The organism is Prevotella sp. RM4 (assembly GCF_000701965.1).
In the GTDB taxonomy this organism is placed as follows: Bacteria; Bacteroidota; Bacteroidia; order Bacteroidales; family Bacteroidaceae; genus Prevotella; species Prevotella ruminicola.
The window spans coordinates 46523-67195 of record NZ_JNKG01000001.1; the positions used below are offsets into that span (position 1 = coordinate 46523).

The following is a 20673-nucleotide window of genomic DNA, read 5'->3' on the forward strand; positions in this document are numbered from 1 at the left end:
TATGTTTAGATTTGCTGACCCTACATATCTTTATCTCTTAGCGGTGATACCAGTACTGGCCATCATCCGCTTTCTCACGTATCGCAATCAGAAGAAACGTTTGCGTAAGTTTGGCGATCCCAAACTGCTGCGTTCGCTCATGCCCGATGTGTCTCGTTTCCGTCCCGCAGTAAAATTCTGGATTCTGCAGGGTGCTTTGGCATTGCTGGTTGTTATGCTGGCCCGTCCGCAGTTCGGCACCAAGATCAGTAACGAGCAGCGTACCGGCATCGAGACTATTATTGCGATGGATATCAGTAACTCTATGCTGGCCGAGGATATCACGCCCAGCCGTTTGGACCGTAGTAAGATGATGGTCGAGAATCTGGTGGATCACTTCACCAACGATAAGATTGGCTTGCTGGTGTTTGCTGGCGACGCTTTCGTTCAGCTGCCTATCACCAGCGATTACGTGTCGGCCAAGATGTTCCTCTCCAGCATCGACCCCTCGATGATGGCTACCCAGGGCACCGATATTGCCCGTGCCATCGATATGGCAACCCATAGCTTTACCCAGGAAGAGGGTATTGGCAAGGCCATCATTGTGATTACCGATGGCGAGGACCACGAGGGTGGGGCACTCGAGTCTGCCGAGGCTGCCAAGAAAGCTGGCATGCGTGTGTATGTGCTGGGTGTAGGTTCAACCCAAGGTGCGCCTATCCCCATTCCAGGCACAGGCGATTATATGAAGGATAATACGGGCAACACGGTGATGTCGGCCCTCAACGAGGATATGTGTCGCCAGGTGGCTCAGGCTGGTGGCGGTGCCTATATCCATGTAGAGAACAACAGTGCTGCTCAGGACCAGTTGGATAACGAGCTTTCAAAGCTGGCCAAGAAAGAGACTACCAGCACTGTTTACAGTGAGTTCGACGAGCAGTTCCAGGCTGTGGCCATCTTGGCATTGCTGCTGCTCATTCTCGAGATTTGCATCTTCGACCGTCGCAATCCGCTGCTCAAGCGCCTGTCGCTTTTTGGTTCTAAGAAGAAAGCCGCTGCTACCGTAGCTTTGTTGCTGGTGGCTGTTACAGCCAGCGCCCAGACCGATCGCCAGTATATCCGCGAGGGTAACAAGCAGTTCCGTGTGGGGCAGTACGATAAGGCCGAGGTGTCGTATCGTAAGGCTGTAGAAAAAAATCCCAAGAATCCGCAGGCTGCTTATAACCTGGGTAATGCGCTGATGGCCCAGAAGAAGGACTCGGCCGCTGTGCAGCAGTTCGAGCAGGCTACCCGCATCGAAACCAACCCGCTGCGTAAGGCTGCAGCCTATCATAACATGGGGGTTATCTGTCAGACACATAAGATGTATGGCGAGGCCATCGAGGCTTACAAGAATGCCCTGCGCCTGAATCCTAACGACGATGAAACCCGTTATAACCTGGTTCTCTGCAAGAAGCAGAAACAGAAGCAGGACCAGAACCAGCAGCAGAATCAGAACAACAAGGACGATCAGAAGAAAGACAATCAGAAGAAGGACGATCAGAAAGATCAGAACAAAGATAAGAAAGACGACAAGCAGCAACAGCAGCAGAAGCCTCAGATGAGTAAGGATAATGCCGAGCAGCTCTTGAATGCCGCCATCCAGAACGAGAAGATGACGCAGGACAAGATGAAGAAACAGCAGCAGAAGCCGCAGCGTCGTAATGTATTAAAGAATTGGTAATGAAACGTATAGCGATATTTATAGCAATGGTAATGACCACGGTTCTGGCCGTGGCCCAAACATTAACAGCATCGGCACCATCGCATGTAGCGGTGGGCGAGCAGTTCCGGTTGTCGTACACGGTCAACACACAGAACGTGTCCGATTTCCGTGCTGGTAATATCCCCTCTGAGTTCGAGGTGCTCATTGGCCCGAACCGCTCCATGCAGTCGAGCTATCAGATGATTAATGGTCACACCTCGTCAACCTCATCTATTACTTATACTTATATAGTAGCAGCTACCAAGAATGGTACGTTTACCATCCCTGCAGCTTATGCGGTGGTAGATGGCAAGAAGATTACCTCAAAATCGCTCACCATCAAGGTTTCGGGCTCGGTTTCGGGCTCAGGCTCTAATTCGCGCCAGAATAGCGACGATGGTGCTGAGATGCGCGATGCCGGTAGTCGTATCTCGGGTAGCGACCTGTTTATCAAGGTAAGCGCCAACAAAAAGCGTGTTTATGAGCAGGAGCCCATCCTGCTTACCTATAAGGTTTACACGCTGGTGCAGCTCACTCAGCTGCGTGGCGATATGCCCGACCTGAAGAGCTTCTATACCCAGGAGGTGGATCTGCCACAGCAGAAGTCGTTCTCGATTGAGACTGTCAATGGTCGTCCATATCGCACCTGCACCTGGAGCCAGTATGTGATGTTCCCACAAACCACTGGTAAACTGCAGATTCCGTCGATTACCTTCGAGGGTATCGTGGTGCAGCAGAATCGTAATGTGGATCCGTTCGAGGCATTCTTCAACGGTGGCTCAGGCTACGTAGAGGTGAAGAAAAAGATTGTGGCTCCTGGTATTGATATTCAGGTTGATCCGCTGCCACAGCGCCCAGCCACATTCTCGGGTGGAGTAGGTAAGTTTAATATCTCAGCCCAGCTCGATAAGACAGAGACCAAGGCCAACGATCCTATCAAACTGCGTGTGATTGTGAGTGGTACAGGTAACCTCAAGCTCATCAAAGAGCCTGTATTGAACTTGCCTAAGGACTTTGATAAGTACGAGCCCAAGGTGACCGACCAGACCAAGCTGACCACAGCCGGACTTGAGGGTTCGAAGATTTACGATATCCTGATTGTACCACGCCATCAGGGCCAGTACGATATTCCACCCGTTGAGTTTACTTATTTCGATACCGCCACCAAGCGTTACGAAACGGTAAAGAGCGAGGGCTTCCATCTCGATGTGGCCAAGGGCTCGGGTAGTGCTTCGGTTAGCGATTTCTCTGGTCAGGAGGATGTCGATGAGTTGAACAAGGATATCCGCTTTATCAAGACGGGCGATGCCGATCAGCATCTTACCAACGATTTCTTCTTCGGCTCAACTGCTTATTGGATTATCATCGCTGCGCTGGTAGTGGTGTTCATCACGCTGTTTGTCATCTTCCGTCAGCGTGCCATCGACAACGCCAATGTTACCAAGATGCGTGGTAAGAAGGCCAACAAGGTGGCCACCAAGCGTCTGAAGCTGGCAGCCCGATTGATGACCGACAACAAGCCTAACGAGTTCTACGACGAGGTGCTGCGTGCCCTGTGGGGTTATGTGGGCGATAAGCTCAATATCCCAGTGGCCCAGTTGTCGCACGATAACATCAGTCAGAAGCTGGCCGATCGTGGCGTACATCAGTCAATCATCGATAAGTTTATCGGTGCTATCGACGAGTGCGAGTTTGAGCGTTACGCCCCAGGCGATCCAAAGGGAAATATGAGTAAGGTTTACGATAAGGCCATACTGGCCATCGAGAAGATCGAGGAGGTGATGAAGAAGGGTAGTAAGAAAGCCGCTACTTTGGTATTGTTGCTGCTGTTGGCACCTATGGCTGCCCAGGCTGCTACCAAGGCCGAGGCTGATAGCGCTTATATCAACGGCAATTATCAGGAGGCCATCAAGGGTTATGAATATATGCTTAAGCAGGGTGCTTCGGCCGAACTGTATTATAATCTGGGTAATGCCTACTATCGCACCGAGAATATCACCCGTGCCGTGCTTAATTACGAGCGCGCCCTGCTGCTCTCGCCAGGCGATGCCGACATCCGTTTTAACCTGCAGTTGGCCCGCTCTAAAACCATCGATAAGATTGTGCCCGAGAGCGAGATGTTCTTCGTTACCTGGTATCGCTCGTTGGTAAATCTGATGAGTGTCGACGGGTGGGGACGTATGGCCCTTGTGTCGCTGGCCATCGTTATCGTGCTGTTCCTGGTTTACCTGTTCTCGGCCCGTGTATGGGTGCAGAAGTTAGGTTTCTTTGGCGGCATCGCCCTGTTGGTGGTATTTGTGTTCAGCAATTTCTTTGCCTGGCAGCAACGCCAGCAGTTGCTGTATCGTCAGGGTGCCATCGTTATAGCCCCATCGGTAGCCGTCAAGAGCACGCCTGCCCAGAACGGTACCGATCTGTTTATCCTGCACGAGGGTACCAAGGTGGTGATTACCGACAGCTCGATGAAGAACTGGCGCGAGGTACGTTTGGCCGACGGAAAGAAAGGTTGGCTGGAGAGTAAGAAAATAGAAATGATTTAATACCCTATGTTTGAGACGTTGATTGATTTCGACCGCGAGTTATTGTTGGCCGTTAACGGCAGCGATTCGCTGTTCCTCGACCGTATGGTGCGCACGCTTACCAACGGTCTTACATGGATACCGCTCTATCTGTCGCTGTTTTATATGGTGATGAAGAATAACGATAATTTCCGCCGTTTGCTGTATGTGCTGCTGGGTGCTGGGTTGTGCATCCTGATAGCAGGTACGCTTAACGACGAAATCGTAAAACCCCTTGTGGCCCGTTGGCGCCCCACGCACGATCCCCAGATTGGCACGCTGGTTGATATCGTTGATGGCTATCGTGGCGGCAAGTATGGCTTCTTCTCATCGCATGCAGCCAACACCATGAGCATTGCTGTGTATTTTATCTGGATGGTGCGCAGTCGCCGTTTGTCAATCGCACTGGTCATCTGGTCGCTCCTTAACTGCTGGACCCGCATGTATCTGGGTGTTCACTTCCCAGGCGACATCATGGTGGGCCTCTTGTGGGGTGTGGCTGTAGGCACAGGTGTTTATTTCCTCTATGGTCGTATTACACGTGGCATGTACACACCTCGTAATCTTAATCCCGACCAATACACCCCGGGCTGCTATCGCCGTTTAGACTGCAACTGGCCTGTAGGCGTGTTTGTATTAACATTAGTTTTTGTATTTATTAAAGCTTGTATTATATGAATTCCGATCCACGACATATTCGTATCAGCGATTATAATTATCCGCTCCCCGATGAGCGTATTGCTAAATTCCCTATTGCCCAGCGCGACCACTCTAAGCTGTTGGTTTACCGTCAGGGCCAGGTAAGTCACGATGTATTCTATAACCTCCCCGAGTATCTGCCCAAGGGTGCTCTCATGGTGTTTAATAACACCAAGGTTATCCAGGCGCGCATGCATTTCCGTAAGGACACAGGTGCCCTCATCGAGGTGTTCCTGCTTGAGCCTGCCCAGCCTTCGGATTACGAACTGATGTTCCAGACCTCCGAGAAGTGCGCGTGGTATTGCCTGGTGGGCAATCTGAAGAAGTGGAAAGAGGGAACCCTGCGTCGCGAAATCGAGATAAAGGGTCAGCAGGTGGTTGTTACAGCTACCCGTGGTCCTATCCACGGCACCTCGCACCGCATCGATTTCGAGTGGACCGGTGGTTTCTCGTTTGCCGAGATTATCGATGCCATGGGCGAACTGCCCATTCCTCCGTACTTGAATCGTGAAACCCAGGAGAGCGACAAGACTACCTACCAGACCGTTTACTCAAAAATCAAGGGTAGTGTGGCTGCACCTACTGCAGGTTTGCATTTCACCCCCGAGGTGCTGGCAGCCGTCGATGCACACGGTATCGAGCGCGAGGAGCTCACCCTGCATGTGGGCGCCGGAACCTTTAAGCCCGTAAAGAGCGAGGAGATTCAGGGTCACGAGATGCACACCGAGTATATCTCGGTTCGTCGCGACACCATCCGCAAGCTGCTGGCTCACGATGGCTGTGCCATTGCCGTTGGTACCACCAGCGTACGTACACTCGAGAGCCTGTATTATATGGGACTGAAGGTGATGCAGAACCCCGAGGCATCTGAGGACGATTTGCATGTAAACCAGTGGGAGCCCTACGATACCGATACCCAGGTAAGCACCGTTGAGTCGCTTACAGCCCTTGGTGCCTGGATGGATGCCCACGGTCTCGAAGTGCTGCATAGCAGTACCCAGATTATCATCGCCCCCGGTTACAACTATCACATCGTAAAAATGCTGGTAACCAATTTCCACCAGCCACAATCCACCTTGCTGTTGCTGGTAAGCGCCTTTGTAAAGGGCGATTGGCATAAGATCTACGATTATGCGCTGGCCAACGATTTCCGATTCCTCAGCTACGGCGATTCATCGCTGCTTATTCCATAACACAAAAAAATAGGAGTCCCAATCGCGGAGCTCCTATTCTTTTTATTAAGTATTACCAAAAATTACTTCTTCTCTTCAGCCTTCTTCTCCTCGGCCTTCTCGGCAGCAGGCTTAGCAGTTGGCTTGTAGCGCTTGTTCAGACCGTTGATGACGTCCTGAGTAATATCCAGCTTCTTGTTGCCCATCAGGATGTTGTCGCCAGCCTTCGAAAGGATCAGGTCAAACTTCTTATCCTCGTTGTACGACTTCAGGAAGTTCTGCAGTGAGTCGCGCAGAGCCTCGTTAAACTTAGCTGTCTCGCTGGCCAGTTCGTTCTCCAAACGTGCCTGCAACTCCTGCAGGTCGTTCTGCTGGCGCTGTATAGCGGCCTGCTGACTTGCTGCCTGCTCACGGCTCTGGAAACCGTTGTTGTTCAACTTCTGCTGGAAGTTAGCCATAGCAGCCTGCAGGGCATTACCTTTCTGGTTCAAAGTGTTACGGGCGTTGTTGCTCTTCTTCTGCAGGGTTACGCTGTAGTCCTTAGCAAAGTTGTACTGAGTCATCAGCGAGTCAACCTCTACATAAGCAATCTTCATACCCTCGCCGCTAGCAGCAGCGGGCTGATCGTCCATCTTTGGACTCTGGTTGTTGCACGATACCATCATAGCTGCGATGGCCAGTGCTGGAAAAATGTACTTTTTCATTTTCTGTTTTTAATTATTATTTTTTGAATTTTCAATTTTTACTTCTCCGAGACAGCAAACGGACTCTTGGTGCGAAGCTCGCGATCCTGGTCCATCACACAGTGTATACCTCGGTCTTTCATCGCCTGCGAATCGTGAATGTGCTGCGATGAGAACTTGCCGTTGCGCTTTAAAAGCACCTTTACGAGCAAAAATGCCATGCATATAGCAATTATTAACGTGGTTATGAGTAGAGTCTCAATCATTTTTTATATCTTTGCGGCTGCAAAGTTAAGCATTTTATAGCGAAATCAAACAAAAAAAGCATTAATAATGAATAAAAACGATTTAAAACCTGCAGTTGTGTTCGCAGAATTTGCGAAGATTAACGAAATTCCGCGTCCATCTAAGCGCGAAGAGAAGATGATCGAGTATCTGAAATCATGGGGCGAGAGCCACAATCTGGATACAAAAGTTGACGAAACCGGTAATGTGATTATACGTAAGCCCGCCACCAAGGGTATGGAAAACTGCAAGACTGTTATCCTGCAGAGCCATATGGATATGGTGTGCGATAAGCTGGTAGATGTAGAGTTCGATTTCGATAAGGACGCCATCAAGACCTATGTAGATGGTGAGTGGCTTACAGCCGAGGGTACCACACTGGGTGCCGACGACGGTATCGGTTGTGCCATCGAGCTGGCCATCCTGGCATCTGATGATATCCAGCATGGTCCTATCGAGTGCGTGTTCACTCGCGACGAGGAGACTGGCTTGAGCGGTGCCGAGGGCATGAAGGCTGGTTTCATGACTGGCGATTACCTCATCAACCTCGACTCTGAGGACGAGGGCGAAATCTTCGTATCATGTGCCGGTGGTCGTAACACCACAGCCAAGTTCACTTTCCAGCGCCAGCAGGCTGCCGAGGGTAGCTTCTTTATGAAAGCCCAGCTCAAGGGCCTGGTTGGTGGTCACTCAGGTGATGATATCAACAAGAAGCGCGCTAACGCCATCAAGATCCTCGCTCGTTTCCTGTATCAGGAGATGAACCGTTACGAGGGCATCCAGCTCGCTCAGTTCCATAGTGGTAAGCTGCACAACGCCATCCCACGCGATGGTCAGTTCGTGATTGCCGTACCTCACGATGTAAAGGAGAACGTAAAGGCCGACTGGAATGTATTTGCAGCCGAGGTTGAGGACGAGTTCCATGTTACCGACACCCAGATGGTTTGGAGTATGGAGAGCACCGATGCCGAGCCTGTTATCGACCCTGCTGTAGCCAAGAACTTTGTTTGGGCTGTTCAGGCTGTTGATAATGGCATCTACGCTATCTGTCAGGACGAGGAGCTCGGCGGTATGGTCGAGACCTCTTCAAACATCGCCAGCATCCACTCAACCGAGAATGCCATCGAGATTCTGTCAAGCCAGCGCAGTAACGTCATGTCAAACCTCGACAATATGTGTGCCACCATCCGTGCCGCCTTCCAGTTGGCAGGTGCCGAGGCCACATCAGGCGACGGCTATCCCGCTTGGAAGATGAAGGCCAACTCTGAGCTTCAGAAGATTGTTCGCGAGAGCTACGTAAAACTGTTCGGTAAGGAGCCCGTGGTACGTGGTATCCACGCTGGTTTGGAGTGCGGTCTGTTCTCAGAGCGCTATCCACAGTTGGATATGGTAAGCTTCGGTCCCACATTGCGCTATGTGCATACCCCCGACGAGCGTCTGCTCATTCCAACCGTACAGATGGTATGGGATCATCTGCTTGATGTACTTAAAAACATTCCGCAGAAATGATGCATACGCGCGCGTACATTATAAATATAACCCTTTGCTTGGGTGGGCTGCTTTTCGCTTCGTGCGGAAAGCAGTACACCGCCGAGCAGACGGTGAAGGATTTTGTGGCCGAGAATATGCAGGATGGGGTAGAGACCTCGGGTGTTGATTTTGCCGATTTGGGCACTACACGTCACATTAACGACACACTTGTGGCAAAAATGCGAAAAAATGGTGCACCCTTGTTCAAAAGCGGCATTCAGTATGCTCAAGCACCCGCTGGCGATTTGTTCTATCTGAGAATGAGATACTTATATCAGGGTGACACATTGCAGAATACCTTTTATCTCGATTCAACGCTTACCCAAGTGGTAGCTTTCAAATAACTTTTTCGAAAAAAAGTCGAATAAAAATTTGGAGGATTCAAAAAATAGTCGTACCTTTGCACCCGCAATCGAGGAGATGCCCCAAGGTTTGGTACTCTAAGGTCCTTTGGAAGGATGGGTGAGTGGCTGAAACCAGCAGTTTGCTAAACTGCCGTACGGGTTCCCGTACCGGGGGTTCGAATCCCCCTCCTTCCGCCTCAGGAAGTCTCCACGAGAGCGTGTCGATGTTGGTCGATTCATCTAATGGTTAGGATACAAGATTCTCAATCTTGGCATAGGGGTTCGATTCCCCTATCGACTACAACATCTTTGACATTCTGGTCGATAATTTGACATGCTGGTCGATTCATCTAATGGTTAGGATACAAGATTCTCAATCTTGGCATAGGGGTTCGATTCCCCTATCGACTACAAAACATGAGCTTCCGTTTTTACGGGAGCTTTTTTCATTCCCTAAAACTAATGTTCGTATGATGTTTCCCGAAGTACATAACAGCGCGCAGCTTACTGAGCTCATTAGCAGCATTGGCTTTTTGCCCTTGCTCGATAGTGGTATTCGTGGTTTCTCGGCCGAAGAGATTGTTGCTGACGATTGTCGTTATGTAGTGTTCAGCGATGGCGGTTGGGACTGGCCGCTGTGGAAGTGGAAGGGTAGCATCATCACCGAGGGACATCATGTGTATGGTAAGTTCTTTGCCGGCAAGGCAGGCTTTATCAGTCGTGAGTGGTGGCCCGATTTCTGTAACTACCGCCGCAGCAAGTATCCAGCGCCCCAGGAGGGCAGTATTGATGAAGCTATCCTCTTTACCTTAGAGCAGGAGGGCAGTCTGATTACTCGCGAGCTGCGCAGCCAGTGCGGTTTCACCGGTCCTAAGATGCGTAGTAAGTTCGATGGCTACGTTACCCGCCTGCAGATGGCCACCCGTATCGTTACCGAAGATTTTGTGTATCCCCTCGACCGTCACGGTCGTGAGTACGGCTGGGGCTGGTCGCTCCTCACCACACCCGAGCGCCTCTATGGTCGCGCTGCCACCCAGTGCCCCCGCACCTCCGAAGAATCCTTCCAGCGCATCTTCGCCCACATGCAAACCATCTGCCCCCAAGCCTCCGACAAACAACTCCTTAAAATGCTGAAATAATGCAGCATTTTGAGGAGCTGTTGAATTAAAAAGAGGACTATCCTTTTAGATAGCCCTCCTGTTACTTCTTATTTATAATCCCATGCACGATGTCGCGCCCAGTGCCGTTACAATCGCAGTAGCGATACTAGCAATCATCTGCACGATAAACTTTAATGTTTCTTTCTTTGTCATAATTATTAATGGTTATAGGTTAATGTTTCATGTTTAATGTGAAGGGTGGGGCCTAAGCCCCAAGCCCTTAATCACCAATCGGCTCGTTATGATTTCCGCCGCCACCGGTATTACCACCTTGGTTGCCGCCACCAGTGTTTCCACCGGTATTGCCACCGCCATTGCTTGGCTCGTCGGGATCCTCAACTGTACCTGGGTCTGTCGAGGTTACACGCTTAATCTCCTTGCCATCGCGGTCGTAGCAGGTAATCTGGATGGCCGTGCCTGCCAGCTCCTCCTTCAGATCTACGGCAGGGGTGAAGATAATACGTCGACTGGTTACCAGTCCCGCTTTCACCTCATCTACTTTGGCCACACTCTTGGCGCGGATACCGAATCGCATGGTTCCCAAACCTGGCAGCGCAACTGAGTGACCTTCAGTGGCCCAAGCCTTAATCACTTCGCCAGCAGCATCCCAGCATGCCTGCATAATGCCTTTGCTAACTCCGCTGCGCAGAGCAGCCTCCTTAATCACCTTGTCCTGCGAGAGTGAGGTGTACAACTCCGGCATCATGATGTAGCGATAAGTGCCCTCATACTTGCCAATCTTCTGCAACTTTTCCTGTGCTTTAACTTTCAGTGCCATAATTCTAATTTTGTTTTTGTGTTGTTGTTTGTAAATAAAAATGTTTAATGTTTAATCTTTAATGTTTAATGTCTCAACTCCGATGTAGATTTACGTCCACGTGAGGGAGATTTTCTTAGTGCACGTGGAAAATAGTTTTGCCGCACGCGGTCGCCATCTGTCTCATTCATTTCAACGGTGCAAAGGTACGATATTTTGATTGCGGTCTACGAATAATTCCCCAACTTTTTTTCATTTTTCTCGAAAAAAATTTTCTGTGCAGTCAATAGTCATTAATGTCAATAGTCAATAAGCCTCGAACAACCCTGTATTTTAAATAAAAGAATATATATAATATATTATATATATTCTTTTAATACTTACCCACATTTCCACTACTCTTAATGACTAATGACTAATGACTACTAATGACTGAAATATAGCTCGCAGGATATTGAGGTTTTTTCTAAAGAAAAACCCGAAAAAAATTGGATGCTATCCAAAAAAGATGTATATTTGCAGCGATAAATTTTAAATGATAAATGAATGGAGATTGTTCTGAACGATTATCACAAGAAAATGAACGCTATCAAGATAGCGAAGGTTGCATATTGGAAAGCGCATCCGCTTTCGCGTGCGGAGTCCTTAAAGAGATTGAGGAACTTGCGGGAACAACGTCTTGCAAATCTCTCCAACTGGTAAGGCTCAAGAAATGGGCCCAAGAGCAAGGCTGCTGGTATAATGATCGCAGCCTTTTTGGCGATTATTTTGATCGTGGCTCAGAGAACGAAACTTATTTGTCACCAGATCTTAATGATATTATAAAACTTAACGACTTCCGTTATTCTGACGATAATCTCACTTCTTTCTTTGAACGTATCAAGGCTCATAATACTTACTTCCCTGATTGTGCATATCGTATGATTGGCTTTGCAGAGAATATCCAAGGAAAGATTTGTGCGGTCCTTGTTCAACCATTTATCTCTGATGCACGATTAGCTACAAAAGAAGAAATTTACGATGAGTTTATTCGCCTTGGCTTTAGTCCGGAAGATAATGGTGAATACTTTACTAACGGTAGGCATGATATATTTGATGCCGTTGATGGTAATGTACTCGTTGACGATGAGGGACATCTGTATTTTATTGATACTATCATATACAAATCGGGTACAGGCGGTGTAGAGGCATACAACAGTCTTTCGCCCAGAGCAAAATCGAAATAACAATCAATATAGCTTTACCTAGCAGGTAATGATGGTTAATGAGTAGAAACATTAGCCATCATTTAAAAAACCTTAAACTCGCAAATTTTAAATAATCACCATACTTGAAACACACATTTTTTATTTATCTTTGCCATCGTTTTTGGGCTAACTTACCCTATACCAACTTCAACTATGAGTATTATACAACTAAATATAGTAGGTATTCCTTACCGTAAAGATCTTTATGGGCATGTCGGCGAGTTTCTTGCTGAGGCGCCTGGGCATGCTATGACTCTCAGACCTGAAAGCGCTAACGACAGCGACAAGGTTGCCGTTCGTGCTTACGACTGGCTGGGGCGACACGTAGGATATGTATCAAGTCCAGAGCTACCGAGAGCATGGGGAGCGCTACGATGCAGCGAACAAAACAAATTAAGAGGTATGATAGTTGGTTCTAATATCGAGCACCCGTGTGTAGCGTTCGAGTGTGTGGTGTTAGATTATAAAGGCCCTGTAACCGACTTGTATCCGCAAAAAATATTTCTGGATTGGAAATATACTGGTCCTGTACTCGATATTCCAGAAGAGTTTGATAACCTGGTTTATATGCGCGATGAAATAATAGACCGACTAACCGAACGTGATGAATGGGATGATGAAGCACAGGCGCACTTTATCTCGCTAGTAAAACGTTTTTCCGCTTATCTGAAATACGATATTTCGGGCGAAATGAGCGACTATCGAAAACACCTGATAGAGATGCTTACTGATATCGGTGACTGCGAGTTTCAGGAGGTCATCGACGAACTTACAATGTCAGCTGGACGTACAGGTCGCGAGACAACGTGTGGTAGTGTGCTGGAATTTTGGAAAGAGCAGATGCAGTCGGCCGATACACGAAAACATCTGATGGTGCACCAACGAAAGTATAATGCCAAGACGGTAGAAAAGGAACTGGAAGAGTTTCCCGAAAACTTGTACTTTGAATGGAAGGCTAACCCCGAACGCTTTGTTTCAAAACTATATTATCGGCATATTCCTCGCGAGGTTATATGGCGATTTGTTTCAGGCATAGCATTTGTAGAAATGACAAATGCTATCGCCAAGAAAGCCGAAGATGAAAAGGCTATACACGAAAAGCGTAATGTGATATTAACAGGCGATAATGCTAGTTATATAGAAAATAAAGAATAATAAGATACAATGGCAAGAAGAATAATAATGACGGGTGATGAGGCGCAGTATATAGAGCGTCGTGGTGCGAATGCACAGCCCGATGACGACCGCGAGATACGTATGGAGGGGCGGCACGCCCGCTACGAGGAGTGCTCGGTAGCGCAGGTAGCTCACTTCCCTGTTAATAACGATGAGGCTGTGGGTAAGCAATGGTTTGAGTTCCTGATTAGGAATGGTTTTATTGCACCTGATACAGAAATGAGTTGTTGGCAATATCTGATGGGCTTCTCAACCAATCAGCCAACTGACATTAAACCGATAGAGTGGATGAAAACAGTTGAGACGGCACGACTGATGCTGGTAAAGGTGAATAACGAGGTGCTTGCGAAGAAACAGATGACCATAGCACACATGAACGAACTGGCAGCACAATGCTTTACCAAACAGGGGCAATCGCTTAAATTGGCCAAACCACGAAAAGAGTTATCTGCCGATGCTGATGCAATAGAGAATTTTATTCCGACCATTTCCGACCTTTAACCGAAACACCTGTAAATACTAGGTTTTCGACATATTTCTCCCGACTGTTTCCGACTGCGAAATGGTCGGGAGATACCTTTATTTTTCTGCTTTTCAATGCCAAAAAGTGCTTAATTTTGCACTCGTAAACCTGAGGCTTCTCGGTGATTTACAAGTGTTAATTTGATTTATTGATACACATTATGGAAACAAAAATCTTAAAAGTGGTGCGCCAGGGCGAGGCCTTTGGTGTACAGTCGTCGAAAACAGAAAACGGTACCATCCAGAAGTGCAACATTGTGCTGCGCGAGATTGGTGGCGGGAAGTTCGAAAACGAGTATGTGTGCGCCATGCTTGGCAATCTGGCGGCGTGCAGGTTCTACGAAGGTGATGTGGTGGCAGCCACACTTCGTTTCTCTACACATGAGTATCAGGGGCAGGTGTTTCAAGAGATACTTGCGACCGATATCGTAGTTATTAAACATTAATTTTCTGAGTTGAGGGTGAGGAGGATATTCTCGAGTAAATGGCCAAGGAATCCGAAACTTCTTCTCGCTTAAACACTTAGAAAAAATATGAAAACAAGAAAAAGCAGAATTTTAGGAGAACAGGTAATGGTTGAAGGTCTGATGACCTTTGGCAAGTTGGAAACAGGACTGCGCACGCTTGATTTTGAGTGTTGCGAGGATGTGGCGGCCGAGGCTTTTAAGGGTAAGTTCGTGGTGCAGGGCATGCGTGATGGTAACGTGTATATGAGCGAGTTGCCTAAGCGACCAAAGAACAAGCCGCTGTTTCGTGAGGATAACTGCTCGTTGTCGCACGGTCGTAACGGTTGCTACTATTTTGTATTCTCGCTGGATGAGGATGAGGTAGGGCAGTTACCCCAGAAACTAACTGAACAGACAAACGCCATAGCCAGCAAGATGATTAGGAAGTTGCTTTTGGAAGGAGGTGAGCTGGGATGAGTTGCCACTTAGTATATTACAAGGATGGGGCGAAGATGATGCGCCCCGTCCTTTCGAGAGAGGAGTATCTGGCTTTGCGAAATGGTGGCGAGCAGCGGCAACTGGTGCAGCGTATCCGCAATGGCGAGGAGGCGCTGAAACACAAGTTGCAGCAGATGAACTACAGCTGTCTGCCTAACGATGATGGCAGCCTGAAAGGCAGCGCCCGCATGAGCACCACTGTAGGTATGGATATCGACCACCTATCGGCCGATGAGATGCCAGCTATCCGCGAGCGCATCCTGAGTAAGAAAGATGAGCTGGGCTTGTTGATGCTCGAAGAGAGTGCCCGTGGCGGTGGCTACCATCTGGTGTTTGCGCGAAAGCCCGAACTGAGCCAGGAAGAGAACCTGAAATGGGCGAGCAATCTGATATCTGTGGCCTACGATAGTGGTGCCAAGGATATCACTCGTGTTTTCTTTACCACCAGCGAGGAACAACTTATCTACCTGGATGATGCCATCTTCGAACTCGAAGAAGTTTTAGGCACGGATGACACGGCCTTTTTAAAAAAGGACGCGGCTGTTGCCTGCCAAAATAAATTCAAGGGCATAGCGTATAAGGATATTATTGCGGAGTTTTGGCGGCGAACGGGTGGGGTTCCTAACACAGGCGAACGCAACAAGCGACTGCACCAACTGGCTGCTAACCTGCGTTCTATTTGCGACGACAGCGAGGAGTGGCTACTGGCGCTGATGCCCAACTTGGGATTACCCGATCACGAAATGCGCTCTATCATCCACTCGGCTTGTAAGGAACCTACCAAGGGTTCGCGACTGATGGACCAGATAGTGGCAGCCCTCGCCACATCTACCTATGATACCATCGATACCGACGACCAGCAATTGTCAATTATCAATTCTCAATTGTCAATTAAGAAGTTGCCTCAGGGTGTTAAGGATTCGGTGGCGGCAGTAGGTCCCGAATTGGCCATGCCAATCATTACGGCGGTGTGTCCATGCATAGGTGCGCTGGCCACAGGGGTAAAGCTTGATGTACACGGGCGTGTGCGCGGACTTAATCTGATATCGTACATTGTTGGTGAGTTTGCCAGCCGCAAGGGCGATATCGACCCGGTGGTGGATGCCTGGATGAGCGAAGTTTCGGCTATGGACGAGATGTATCAGCAGCAGGAGGACGAGTATCGACGAAAGAAACGAGCCTCTAAAAACAAGAAGGAACAGCCCGAAGAGATAGGACTGCCCGTGCGATATATCGCCTTGAACAACACGGTGGCTAACCTGGCCGAGCGCTTGGCAAACGTTGAAGGTAAACATGCATTTTCGTTTACACCCGAGGCTGATACCGTGGCACAGAAATGGCGTTCGGCTATGAGCGATTTCTCGGTACTGCTGCGTCAGAGTTACGATGGCAGTAGGTACGATCGTGAGGCCAAGAGTGCCGAGGCGGTGAATGTGCATATTAAGCACCTGCTGTGGAATGTGGTGATGTGCGGCACACCTGATGCGCTGTACCGTGTAGTAACCAATTATACTGATGGATTCCAGAGTCGTATCGCCCTGTCGCAAACGCCCGATAATACCTATGCCAAGTTGGAGGATAAGCCCTATGTACTGACCGACCGACAGACCGAACGCATACAGCAGGTGGCACATCTGTTACCGCTGATGGCAGGCGAAGTGGTGCTGCAAAAACTGGAAGCAAGGGGTAGGGCATGGCTTGAAAAAATACGACTCGAAGCCATGATGAACGACGACCGTGTAAAGGCTCGTGAACGATTCCGTACCTGTGTTACTGCCCAGCGAATGGTGTGCTGCTTGATGCTGTGTAAGGTGTGCGAGCAGCTGATACAGAAACACGGACTGAATGGTGCCGAAACCCAGCTGAAGCAGAAACCCTACTTATGGAAGGAGATGCTGCAGAAAACACAGACGCCGGCTATGCTGGATATGTACGACGTGATAGCCGACCAGCTGTTGGATAGTGCGTTGTATTATTTTCGCGATCGCATAGAAAATGCCTATCGCAGCAGGGATTATGCTGCCGGTAACAGTAGGAGTCGTCGTTCTAAGAACGATACCATCTACGATCGCCTGGATGTGCAGTTCAGTTTCGATCAAGCCATGCAGTTCAGCGTAGCCATCAAGGGTGCCGATGTTACCCGCAACAGCGTGCAGCAGATGCTGAAAAACTGGCGCAAGCAGGGGTTGGTATCGCTGACCGATGATGGCGGGTATCGCAAGGTGAGTTAGTCATTATAGTCAATAGTCATTAGTCATTAAGAACATGGACATTCAGAATAATCAAGCATGCTTTGTGCAGCTCTGGCGTCAGCTGGAGCGCACAAGGCGCGTGCTTTCAAGCTGTTATAAGCGGTTCAGTGTGCGTAACGTACTTAAGTTGTGGTTTGGTGCTGAAGCTACCGACGACTTTATTTGGCAGGTATGCAAACAAACAGTGGTGAGCGACGAACAGGTGTGTGGCAACGATCTGTTGTCATCTCCGAGACACTATCCCCGCATACATCGAGAGTTGCTTAGGGCTATCGTAGCCACCAAATTAGGGTTAGGCCTACGTCACGTAAAACTACCCGATTTGGATGCCGCGTATAGCATCGCATTTCCAAATAGTACACCGATTAACGTAAACAAAAAGAAAAGAAAGTATGGAACCTATAGTACAGTTGAACAGTAAAGCAAATCTCTCCGAGCACTTCTTGCTCGGGGAGTTCACCAGGAGTAAATATCCTGAGGTGTATAACATTCCCAGTCATGAAGCGATTGCAAACCTAAAGCGATTGTGTGAGTGGTTGGAAGTATTGAGGGAGAAAGCCTCACAACCTATTATCATCAACTCGGGTTATCGATCACCGCAGTTAAATCGTAAGGTTGGTGGAGCCCCCACCAGTAATCACTTAACAGGGTGTGCGGTGGATATTCGCACTAATGGTATGGAGCAGGCCATCTGCTATGCGGCAACCCTTATCGATTATGCTAAAGAGACGCAGCAGGATTATGACGAACTGCTGATAGAAAAGAATCGCTACGGTGCCATCTGGTTACACTTCGCCGTGCGGCCTAAGGATAATCGCCATCGGGTGAACTTTATCAATGCGTAGCCTTACACTTCGAAGCGGATGTAGGTGCGGTCGTCGAAGGAGTTGTTGCCTTGTACGAAGGCCTTTGTGGCTTTGAATTGGCCGATGTTTAGGGGATCGGTTTCGCGCTGGTGGGCCAGGAGCGATTCTGATTCCTTAAGCGTTGGGGCCAGTTGGGGATAGCCGTCGCTGGCAAACACAATCTCCCATTTCTGGAAGTCGAGCGGGATGACTTTTACCTTTTGCTCGGGGATGGGGAAACCATCGATAACGGCGTAAGTAATGTTCTGATTTTTCATTACGTCGAGCATGGTAGGAATCATCACTTCGCGGGCTGGGTCGTGGGGCTGTAACAGGTCGGCCTGGGGCACGCCTGTGGCCAGCAACTCCTTAACTTTGGCAGCACGCATTTCGGCCAGGGGCTGCTCGTAGGGCTTAGGGTTATCGAAGAAATTACCACCTATCAGACACTGGCAATCGCCTACCATCCAAACCTCGCGGCGCAGGCGACTGTAGATGATGGCCGAGGCGCAGAGGCGCTCCTCGGGATGTTGCTGCATGCGCTCAACGGGGAAACGCAGCCGGTAATGACGGCGCAGCGCACGGGTAACACCAACACAGAACTGATGGCTGCTGGTGTTGGCCGGCATCTTGCGAATATAACGACTGATGAGCTGCATGGCATAGCGGCCATTGCTCATAAGGGGGCAATGGCGACGCTTGGTTTTGGACGTGCTACCGTCGATAACGGCAATAAAATCAGAAGTTACGACGATTCCGTCCTCGCTTTTCTTGCTGGGGCTTTTCGCTATGATGCTTTGCTCGAGAATTTTCATTTTTAAAATTTGGATTATAAGATTTAGGCTTGCCACCGCCAGATGGCTTGCCGTAACCTGATGGCTTGCCGCTACCTGCGGGCTTTGGGCCACCGCCATAAGCAGGGCGATAACCGCCTTGTGGGGGCATGCCGCTATACAACTTGGCAATCAAGTCGGGGCGACCGATGCGGCGTAACGACTGCTCGATGCCACGGCGCTCTTCGGGTTTGTACCAGAAGAAGAACTGGCGCTGGGCCAACTTCTCCTTTGGTGTTTTGGCGCTGAACACGGGTTGCAGGGTATAAGGGTCGTAGCCTGTGTACCAGGTTTCGGTGGCATTGGTGAGTGGCGTGGGGGTAAAATCCTGTACCTGCTCCAGATGGAAATCGAGGTTCTTGGTAATCACCGCCAGCTCGGCCATATCCTCTTCCTGACAGCCTGGGTGGCTGGAGATGAAGTAGGGGATAATTTGCTGGCGAAGTCCCTCCTCGCGATTAATGCGATCGAAGATGCGCTTGAACTCATAGAACTGCTGGAACGAGGGCTTGCGCATGAGGTAGAGTACACGATCACTGGTGTGCTCAGGGGCTACCTTGAGTCGACCCGAAACGTGGCGGGTAATGAGCTCGCGGGTGTACTCCATAGCGGCCTTATTACTGGCCTCGTCCTTGCTACGATGTAATAATAAATCATAACGCACACCACTGCCGATATAGCTATGTTTGATGCCTGGAAGGGCATCTACTGAGCGGTAGATATCGAGCAGTTTTGAGTGGTCGGTATTGAGGTTAGGACATATCTGCGGATGGATACATGATGGGCGACGGCACTTTTCGCAGGCGTTCTTGTTGCGTCCGCTCATGCCGTACATGTTGGCCGATGGGCCACCCAGGTCGCTGAGGTTACCCTTAAAGTCGGGCATCTCGATGACTTGTTTTACCTCGCGCAGGATACTCTCTTTTGAGCGGCAGGTAATGAATTTGCCCTGGTGGGCCGAAATAGTACAGAATGCACAGCCGCCAAAACAACCGCGATGGATGTTTACGGAGAACTTGATCATCTCGTAAGCGGGAATGCGCTTACCCTTGTACTTGGGATGTGGCTGACGTGTGTAAGGCAAATCGAACGATGCGTCGAGCTCCTCGGTTGTCATGGGTGGATAGGGTGGATTGATAACCACATAACGTCCATCCACACCCTGCAGCAGGCGCTGGGCGTGCATCATGTTCGACTGCTCCTCGACGTTCTTGAAGTTCTCGGCCTGGGCCTTTTTGTTTTTCATGCATTCCTCGTGTGAGTGCAGCACGATGTCGCGATCGGTAATGCCACCGATAATATCCTCCTTACGTGAGAGATAAACGGTTTGCGGCAGGTCGCGAATATCACGTATGCTCTCGCCGGCAGCCAGGCGGCGTGCCAGTTGGATAGTAACCTTTTCGCCCATGCCGTAGGTAATCATATCGGCAGGCGAGTAGCACAGCAGGCACTTCTTGAGGCTGTCGCTCCAGTAGTCGTAATGACTCACGCGGCGCAGCGAGGCCTCGATACCACCCAGCACTACGGGTACATCGGGATAAAGCTCCTTGAGGATTTTGGCATATACGATGGTGGGGTACTCGGGGCGCATATCGTGGCGACCGTCGGGGCTGTAGGCATCCTCTGAGCGCAGGCGGCGTGCGGCGGTGTACTTGTTTACCATCGAGTCCATACAACCTGGGGCGATACCGAAGAACAGGCGAGGGCGACCTAACTTCTTAAAGTCGCGATAGTCGCCATGCCAGTCGGGCTGTGGCACGATGGCCACACGGAACCCCGCGGCCTCGAGTGTGCGGCCAATCACGGCGGCACCAAACGATGGGTGATCAACATAAGCATCGGCCGAGAACAGGATTACATCAACGTAATCCCATCCCCGGAGTTCGAGCTCCTTTTTTGTTGTGGGTAAAAAATCAGTTAATCTGTACTCTTTCAAATCTTAT

General features: G+C 49.5%; 21 protein-coding genes and 3 tRNA genes. 18 read left to right on the forward strand and 6 right to left on the reverse strand.

All coding sequences use genetic code 11. From position 1 onward, the window contains the following. Position 1: 1 nt before the first annotated feature. The 4 genes from T499_RS0100225 to T499_RS0100240 are packed head-to-tail and all read left to right on the forward strand — an operon-like array spanning position 2 to position 6173. Complete coding sequence (locus tag T499_RS0100225; protein WP_033149297.1) at positions 2-1702, forward strand: tetratricopeptide repeat protein; 1701 nt, start codon at positions 2-4, stop codon at positions 1700-1702. Beyond that, positions 1702-4263 (forward strand): BatD family protein, encoded by a 2562-nt coding sequence (locus T499_RS0100230; protein WP_091857928.1) that lies wholly within the window; start codon positions 1702-1704, stop codon positions 4261-4263. Before T499_RS0100225 ends, T499_RS0100230 begins: the two co-directional genes overlap by 1 nt. 6 nt (positions 4264-4269) lie before the next feature. Beyond that, entirely contained in the window at positions 4270-4959 is a 690-nt protein-coding gene (locus tag T499_RS0100235; RefSeq protein WP_033149299.1) for a phosphatase PAP2 family protein, read from the forward strand. Continuing rightward, on the forward strand, positions 4956-6173 hold the full coding sequence (locus tag T499_RS0100240) for an S-adenosylmethionine:tRNA ribosyltransferase-isomerase (RefSeq protein WP_033149300.1): 1218 nt from the start codon (positions 4956-4958) through the stop codon (positions 6171-6173). The genes T499_RS0100235 and T499_RS0100240 overlap by 4 nt, the downstream gene beginning before the upstream one ends. Positions 6174-6235: 62 nt before the next feature. On the opposite strand, the gene T499_RS0100245 is transcribed toward T499_RS0100240, so the two are convergent. Beyond that, the gene (locus tag T499_RS0100245; RefSeq protein ID WP_033149301.1) at positions 6236-6856 is read right to left on the reverse strand and encodes an OmpH/Skp family outer membrane protein; all 621 of its coding nucleotides are present in this window, start codon (positions 6854-6856) and stop codon (positions 6236-6238) included. A 38-nt stretch (positions 6857-6894) separates the two neighbouring features. Then, entirely contained in the window at positions 6895-7101 is a 207-nt protein-coding gene (locus T499_RS0100250; RefSeq protein WP_033149302.1) for a hypothetical protein, read from the reverse strand. A 67-nt stretch (positions 7102-7168) separates the two neighbouring features. Here T499_RS0100250 and T499_RS0100255 point away from each other — a divergent pair, with 67 nt between their 5' ends. From T499_RS0100255 to T499_RS0100280, 6 genes are all read left to right on the forward strand, one after another. After that, on the forward strand, positions 7169-8629 hold the full coding sequence (locus T499_RS0100255) for an aminoacyl-histidine dipeptidase (RefSeq protein ID WP_033149303.1): 1461 nt from the start codon (positions 7169-7171) through the stop codon (positions 8627-8629). Continuing rightward, complete coding sequence (locus tag T499_RS0100260; protein WP_041385641.1) at positions 8626-8994, forward strand: hypothetical protein; 369 nt, start codon at positions 8626-8628, stop codon at positions 8992-8994. The genes T499_RS0100255 and T499_RS0100260 overlap by 4 nt, the downstream gene beginning before the upstream one ends. A 108-nt stretch (positions 8995-9102) precedes the next feature. After that, a tRNA-Ser gene (locus tag T499_RS0100265) sits at positions 9103-9189 on the forward strand. Between the two features lie 34 nt (positions 9190-9223). Beyond that, positions 9224-9295 (forward strand) — tRNA-Glu (locus T499_RS0100270). 38 nt (positions 9296-9333) lie between these two features. Then, positions 9334-9405 (forward strand) — tRNA-Glu (locus T499_RS0100275). Between the two features lie 59 nt (positions 9406-9464). Beyond that, a complete protein-coding gene (locus tag T499_RS0100280) occupies positions 9465-10133 on the forward strand; it encodes an AlkZ-related protein (protein WP_033149305.1) in 669 nt (222 codons plus the stop codon). Positions 10134-10205: 72 nt separating this feature from the next. On the opposite strand, the gene T499_RS14535 is transcribed toward T499_RS0100280, so the two are convergent. Together T499_RS14535 and T499_RS0100285 are read right to left on the reverse strand one after the other, a co-directional pair. Further along, positions 10206-10307: a smalltalk protein gene (locus tag T499_RS14535; protein WP_013063239.1), complete on the reverse strand. Its 102-nt coding sequence runs from the start codon at positions 10305-10307 to the stop codon at positions 10206-10208. 67 nt (positions 10308-10374) lie between these two features. After that, a complete protein-coding gene (locus T499_RS0100285) occupies positions 10375-10932 on the reverse strand; it encodes an HU family DNA-binding protein (protein WP_013065662.1) in 558 nt (185 codons plus the stop codon). Between the two features lie 521 nt (positions 10933-11453). Here T499_RS0100285 and T499_RS0100290 point away from each other — a divergent pair. From T499_RS0100290 to T499_RS0100325, 8 genes are all read left to right on the forward strand, one after another. Next, positions 11454-12137 carry a putative polyvalent protein kinase domain-containing protein gene (locus T499_RS0100290; RefSeq protein WP_052173229.1) on the forward strand — a complete coding sequence of 228 codons (684 nt, stop codon included), beginning with the start codon at positions 11454-11456 and terminating at the stop codon, positions 12135-12137. Between the two features lie 270 nt (positions 12138-12407). Continuing rightward, positions 12408-13313, forward strand: a complete 906-nt coding sequence (locus tag T499_RS0100295) for a hypothetical protein (protein ID WP_157054450.1) — start codon at positions 12408-12410, stop codon at positions 13311-13313. A gap of 9 nt (positions 13314-13322) precedes the next feature. Further along, positions 13323-13835: a hypothetical protein gene (locus tag T499_RS0100300; protein ID WP_033149306.1), complete on the forward strand. Its 513-nt coding sequence runs from the start codon at positions 13323-13325 to the stop codon at positions 13833-13835. A gap of 182 nt (positions 13836-14017) precedes the next feature. Further along, positions 14018-14302, forward strand: coding sequence for a hypothetical protein (locus T499_RS0100305; RefSeq protein WP_033149307.1), 285 nt, complete (start codon positions 14018-14020; stop codon positions 14300-14302). Between the two features lie 87 nt (positions 14303-14389). Beyond that, positions 14390-14779: a hypothetical protein gene (locus T499_RS0100310; RefSeq protein WP_157054451.1), complete on the forward strand. Its 390-nt coding sequence runs from the start codon at positions 14390-14392 to the stop codon at positions 14777-14779. Beyond that, a complete protein-coding gene (locus tag T499_RS0100315) occupies positions 14776-17031 on the forward strand; it encodes a DUF3987 domain-containing protein (RefSeq protein ID WP_033149309.1) in 2256 nt (751 codons plus the stop codon). The genes T499_RS0100310 and T499_RS0100315 overlap by 4 nt, the downstream gene beginning before the upstream one ends. A 34-nt stretch (positions 17032-17065) precedes the next feature. Beyond that, the gene (locus T499_RS0100320) at positions 17066-17473 is read left to right on the forward strand and encodes a hypothetical protein (protein ID WP_033149310.1); all 408 of its coding nucleotides are present in this window, start codon (positions 17066-17068) and stop codon (positions 17471-17473) included. Then, positions 17445-17897, forward strand: a complete 453-nt coding sequence (locus T499_RS0100325; RefSeq protein ID WP_052173232.1) for a YcbK family protein — start codon at positions 17445-17447, stop codon at positions 17895-17897. The genes T499_RS0100320 and T499_RS0100325 overlap by 29 nt, the downstream gene beginning before the upstream one ends. 2 nt (positions 17898-17899) lie before the next feature. On the opposite strand, the gene T499_RS0100330 is transcribed toward T499_RS0100325, so the two are convergent. Both T499_RS0100330 and T499_RS0100335 read right to left on the reverse strand, forming a co-directional pair. Next, positions 17900-18712, reverse strand: a complete 813-nt coding sequence (locus T499_RS0100330; protein WP_033149311.1) for a hypothetical protein — start codon at positions 18710-18712, stop codon at positions 17900-17902. Next, positions 18636-20666, reverse strand: a complete 2031-nt coding sequence (locus T499_RS0100335; RefSeq protein ID WP_033149312.1) for a YgiQ family radical SAM protein — start codon at positions 20664-20666, stop codon at positions 18636-18638. Before T499_RS0100335 ends, T499_RS0100330 begins: the two co-directional genes overlap by 77 nt. Positions 20667-20673: the final 7 nt, after the last annotated feature.

Bases quoted from the DNA above. Each gene is read 5' to 3' on its own strand.
- T499_RS0100225 (WP_033149297.1), top strand. From the start codon at position 2: ATGTTTAGATTTGCTGACCCTACATATCTTTATCTCTTAGCGGTGATA.
- T499_RS0100230 (WP_091857928.1), top strand. From the start codon at position 1,702: ATGAAACGTATAGCGATATTTATAGCAATGGTAATGACCACGGTTCTG.
- T499_RS0100235 (WP_033149299.1), top strand. From the start codon at position 4,270: ATGTTTGAGACGTTGATTGATTTCGACCGCGAGTTATTGTTGGCCGTT.
- T499_RS0100240 (WP_033149300.1), top strand. From the start codon at position 4,956: ATGAATTCCGATCCACGACATATTCGTATCAGCGATTATAATTATCCG.
- T499_RS0100245 (WP_033149301.1), bottom strand. From the start codon at position 6,856: ATGAAAAAGTACATTTTTCCAGCACTGGCCATCGCAGCTATGATGGTA.
- T499_RS0100250 (WP_033149302.1), bottom strand. From the start codon at position 7,101: ATGATTGAGACTCTACTCATAACCACGTTAATAATTGCTATATGCATG.
- T499_RS0100255 (WP_033149303.1), top strand. From the start codon at position 7,169: ATGAATAAAAACGATTTAAAACCTGCAGTTGTGTTCGCAGAATTTGCG.
- T499_RS0100260 (WP_041385641.1), top strand. From the start codon at position 8,626: ATGATGCATACGCGCGCGTACATTATAAATATAACCCTTTGCTTGGGT.
- T499_RS0100280 (WP_033149305.1), top strand. From the start codon at position 9,465: ATGATGTTTCCCGAAGTACATAACAGCGCGCAGCTTACTGAGCTCATT.
- T499_RS14535 (WP_013063239.1), bottom strand. From the start codon at position 10,307: ATGACAAAGAAAGAAACATTAAAGTTTATCGTGCAGATGATTGCTAGT.
- T499_RS0100285 (WP_013065662.1), bottom strand. From the start codon at position 10,932: ATGGCACTGAAAGTTAAAGCACAGGAAAAGTTGCAGAAGATTGGCAAG.
- T499_RS0100290 (WP_052173229.1), top strand. From the start codon at position 11,454: ATGAATGGAGATTGTTCTGAACGATTATCACAAGAAAATGAACGCTAT.
- T499_RS0100295 (WP_157054450.1), top strand. From the start codon at position 12,408: ATGACTCTCAGACCTGAAAGCGCTAACGACAGCGACAAGGTTGCCGTT.
- T499_RS0100300 (WP_033149306.1), top strand. From the start codon at position 13,323: ATGGCAAGAAGAATAATAATGACGGGTGATGAGGCGCAGTATATAGAG.
- T499_RS0100305 (WP_033149307.1), top strand. From the start codon at position 14,018: ATGGAAACAAAAATCTTAAAAGTGGTGCGCCAGGGCGAGGCCTTTGGT.
- T499_RS0100310 (WP_157054451.1), top strand. From the start codon at position 14,390: ATGAAAACAAGAAAAAGCAGAATTTTAGGAGAACAGGTAATGGTTGAA.
- T499_RS0100315 (WP_033149309.1), top strand. From the start codon at position 14,776: ATGAGTTGCCACTTAGTATATTACAAGGATGGGGCGAAGATGATGCGC.
- T499_RS0100320 (WP_033149310.1), top strand. From the start codon at position 17,066: ATGGACATTCAGAATAATCAAGCATGCTTTGTGCAGCTCTGGCGTCAG.
- T499_RS0100325 (WP_052173232.1), top strand. From the start codon at position 17,445: ATGGAACCTATAGTACAGTTGAACAGTAAAGCAAATCTCTCCGAGCAC.
- T499_RS0100330 (WP_033149311.1), bottom strand. From the start codon at position 18,712: ATGAAAATTCTCGAGCAAAGCATCATAGCGAAAAGCCCCAGCAAGAAA.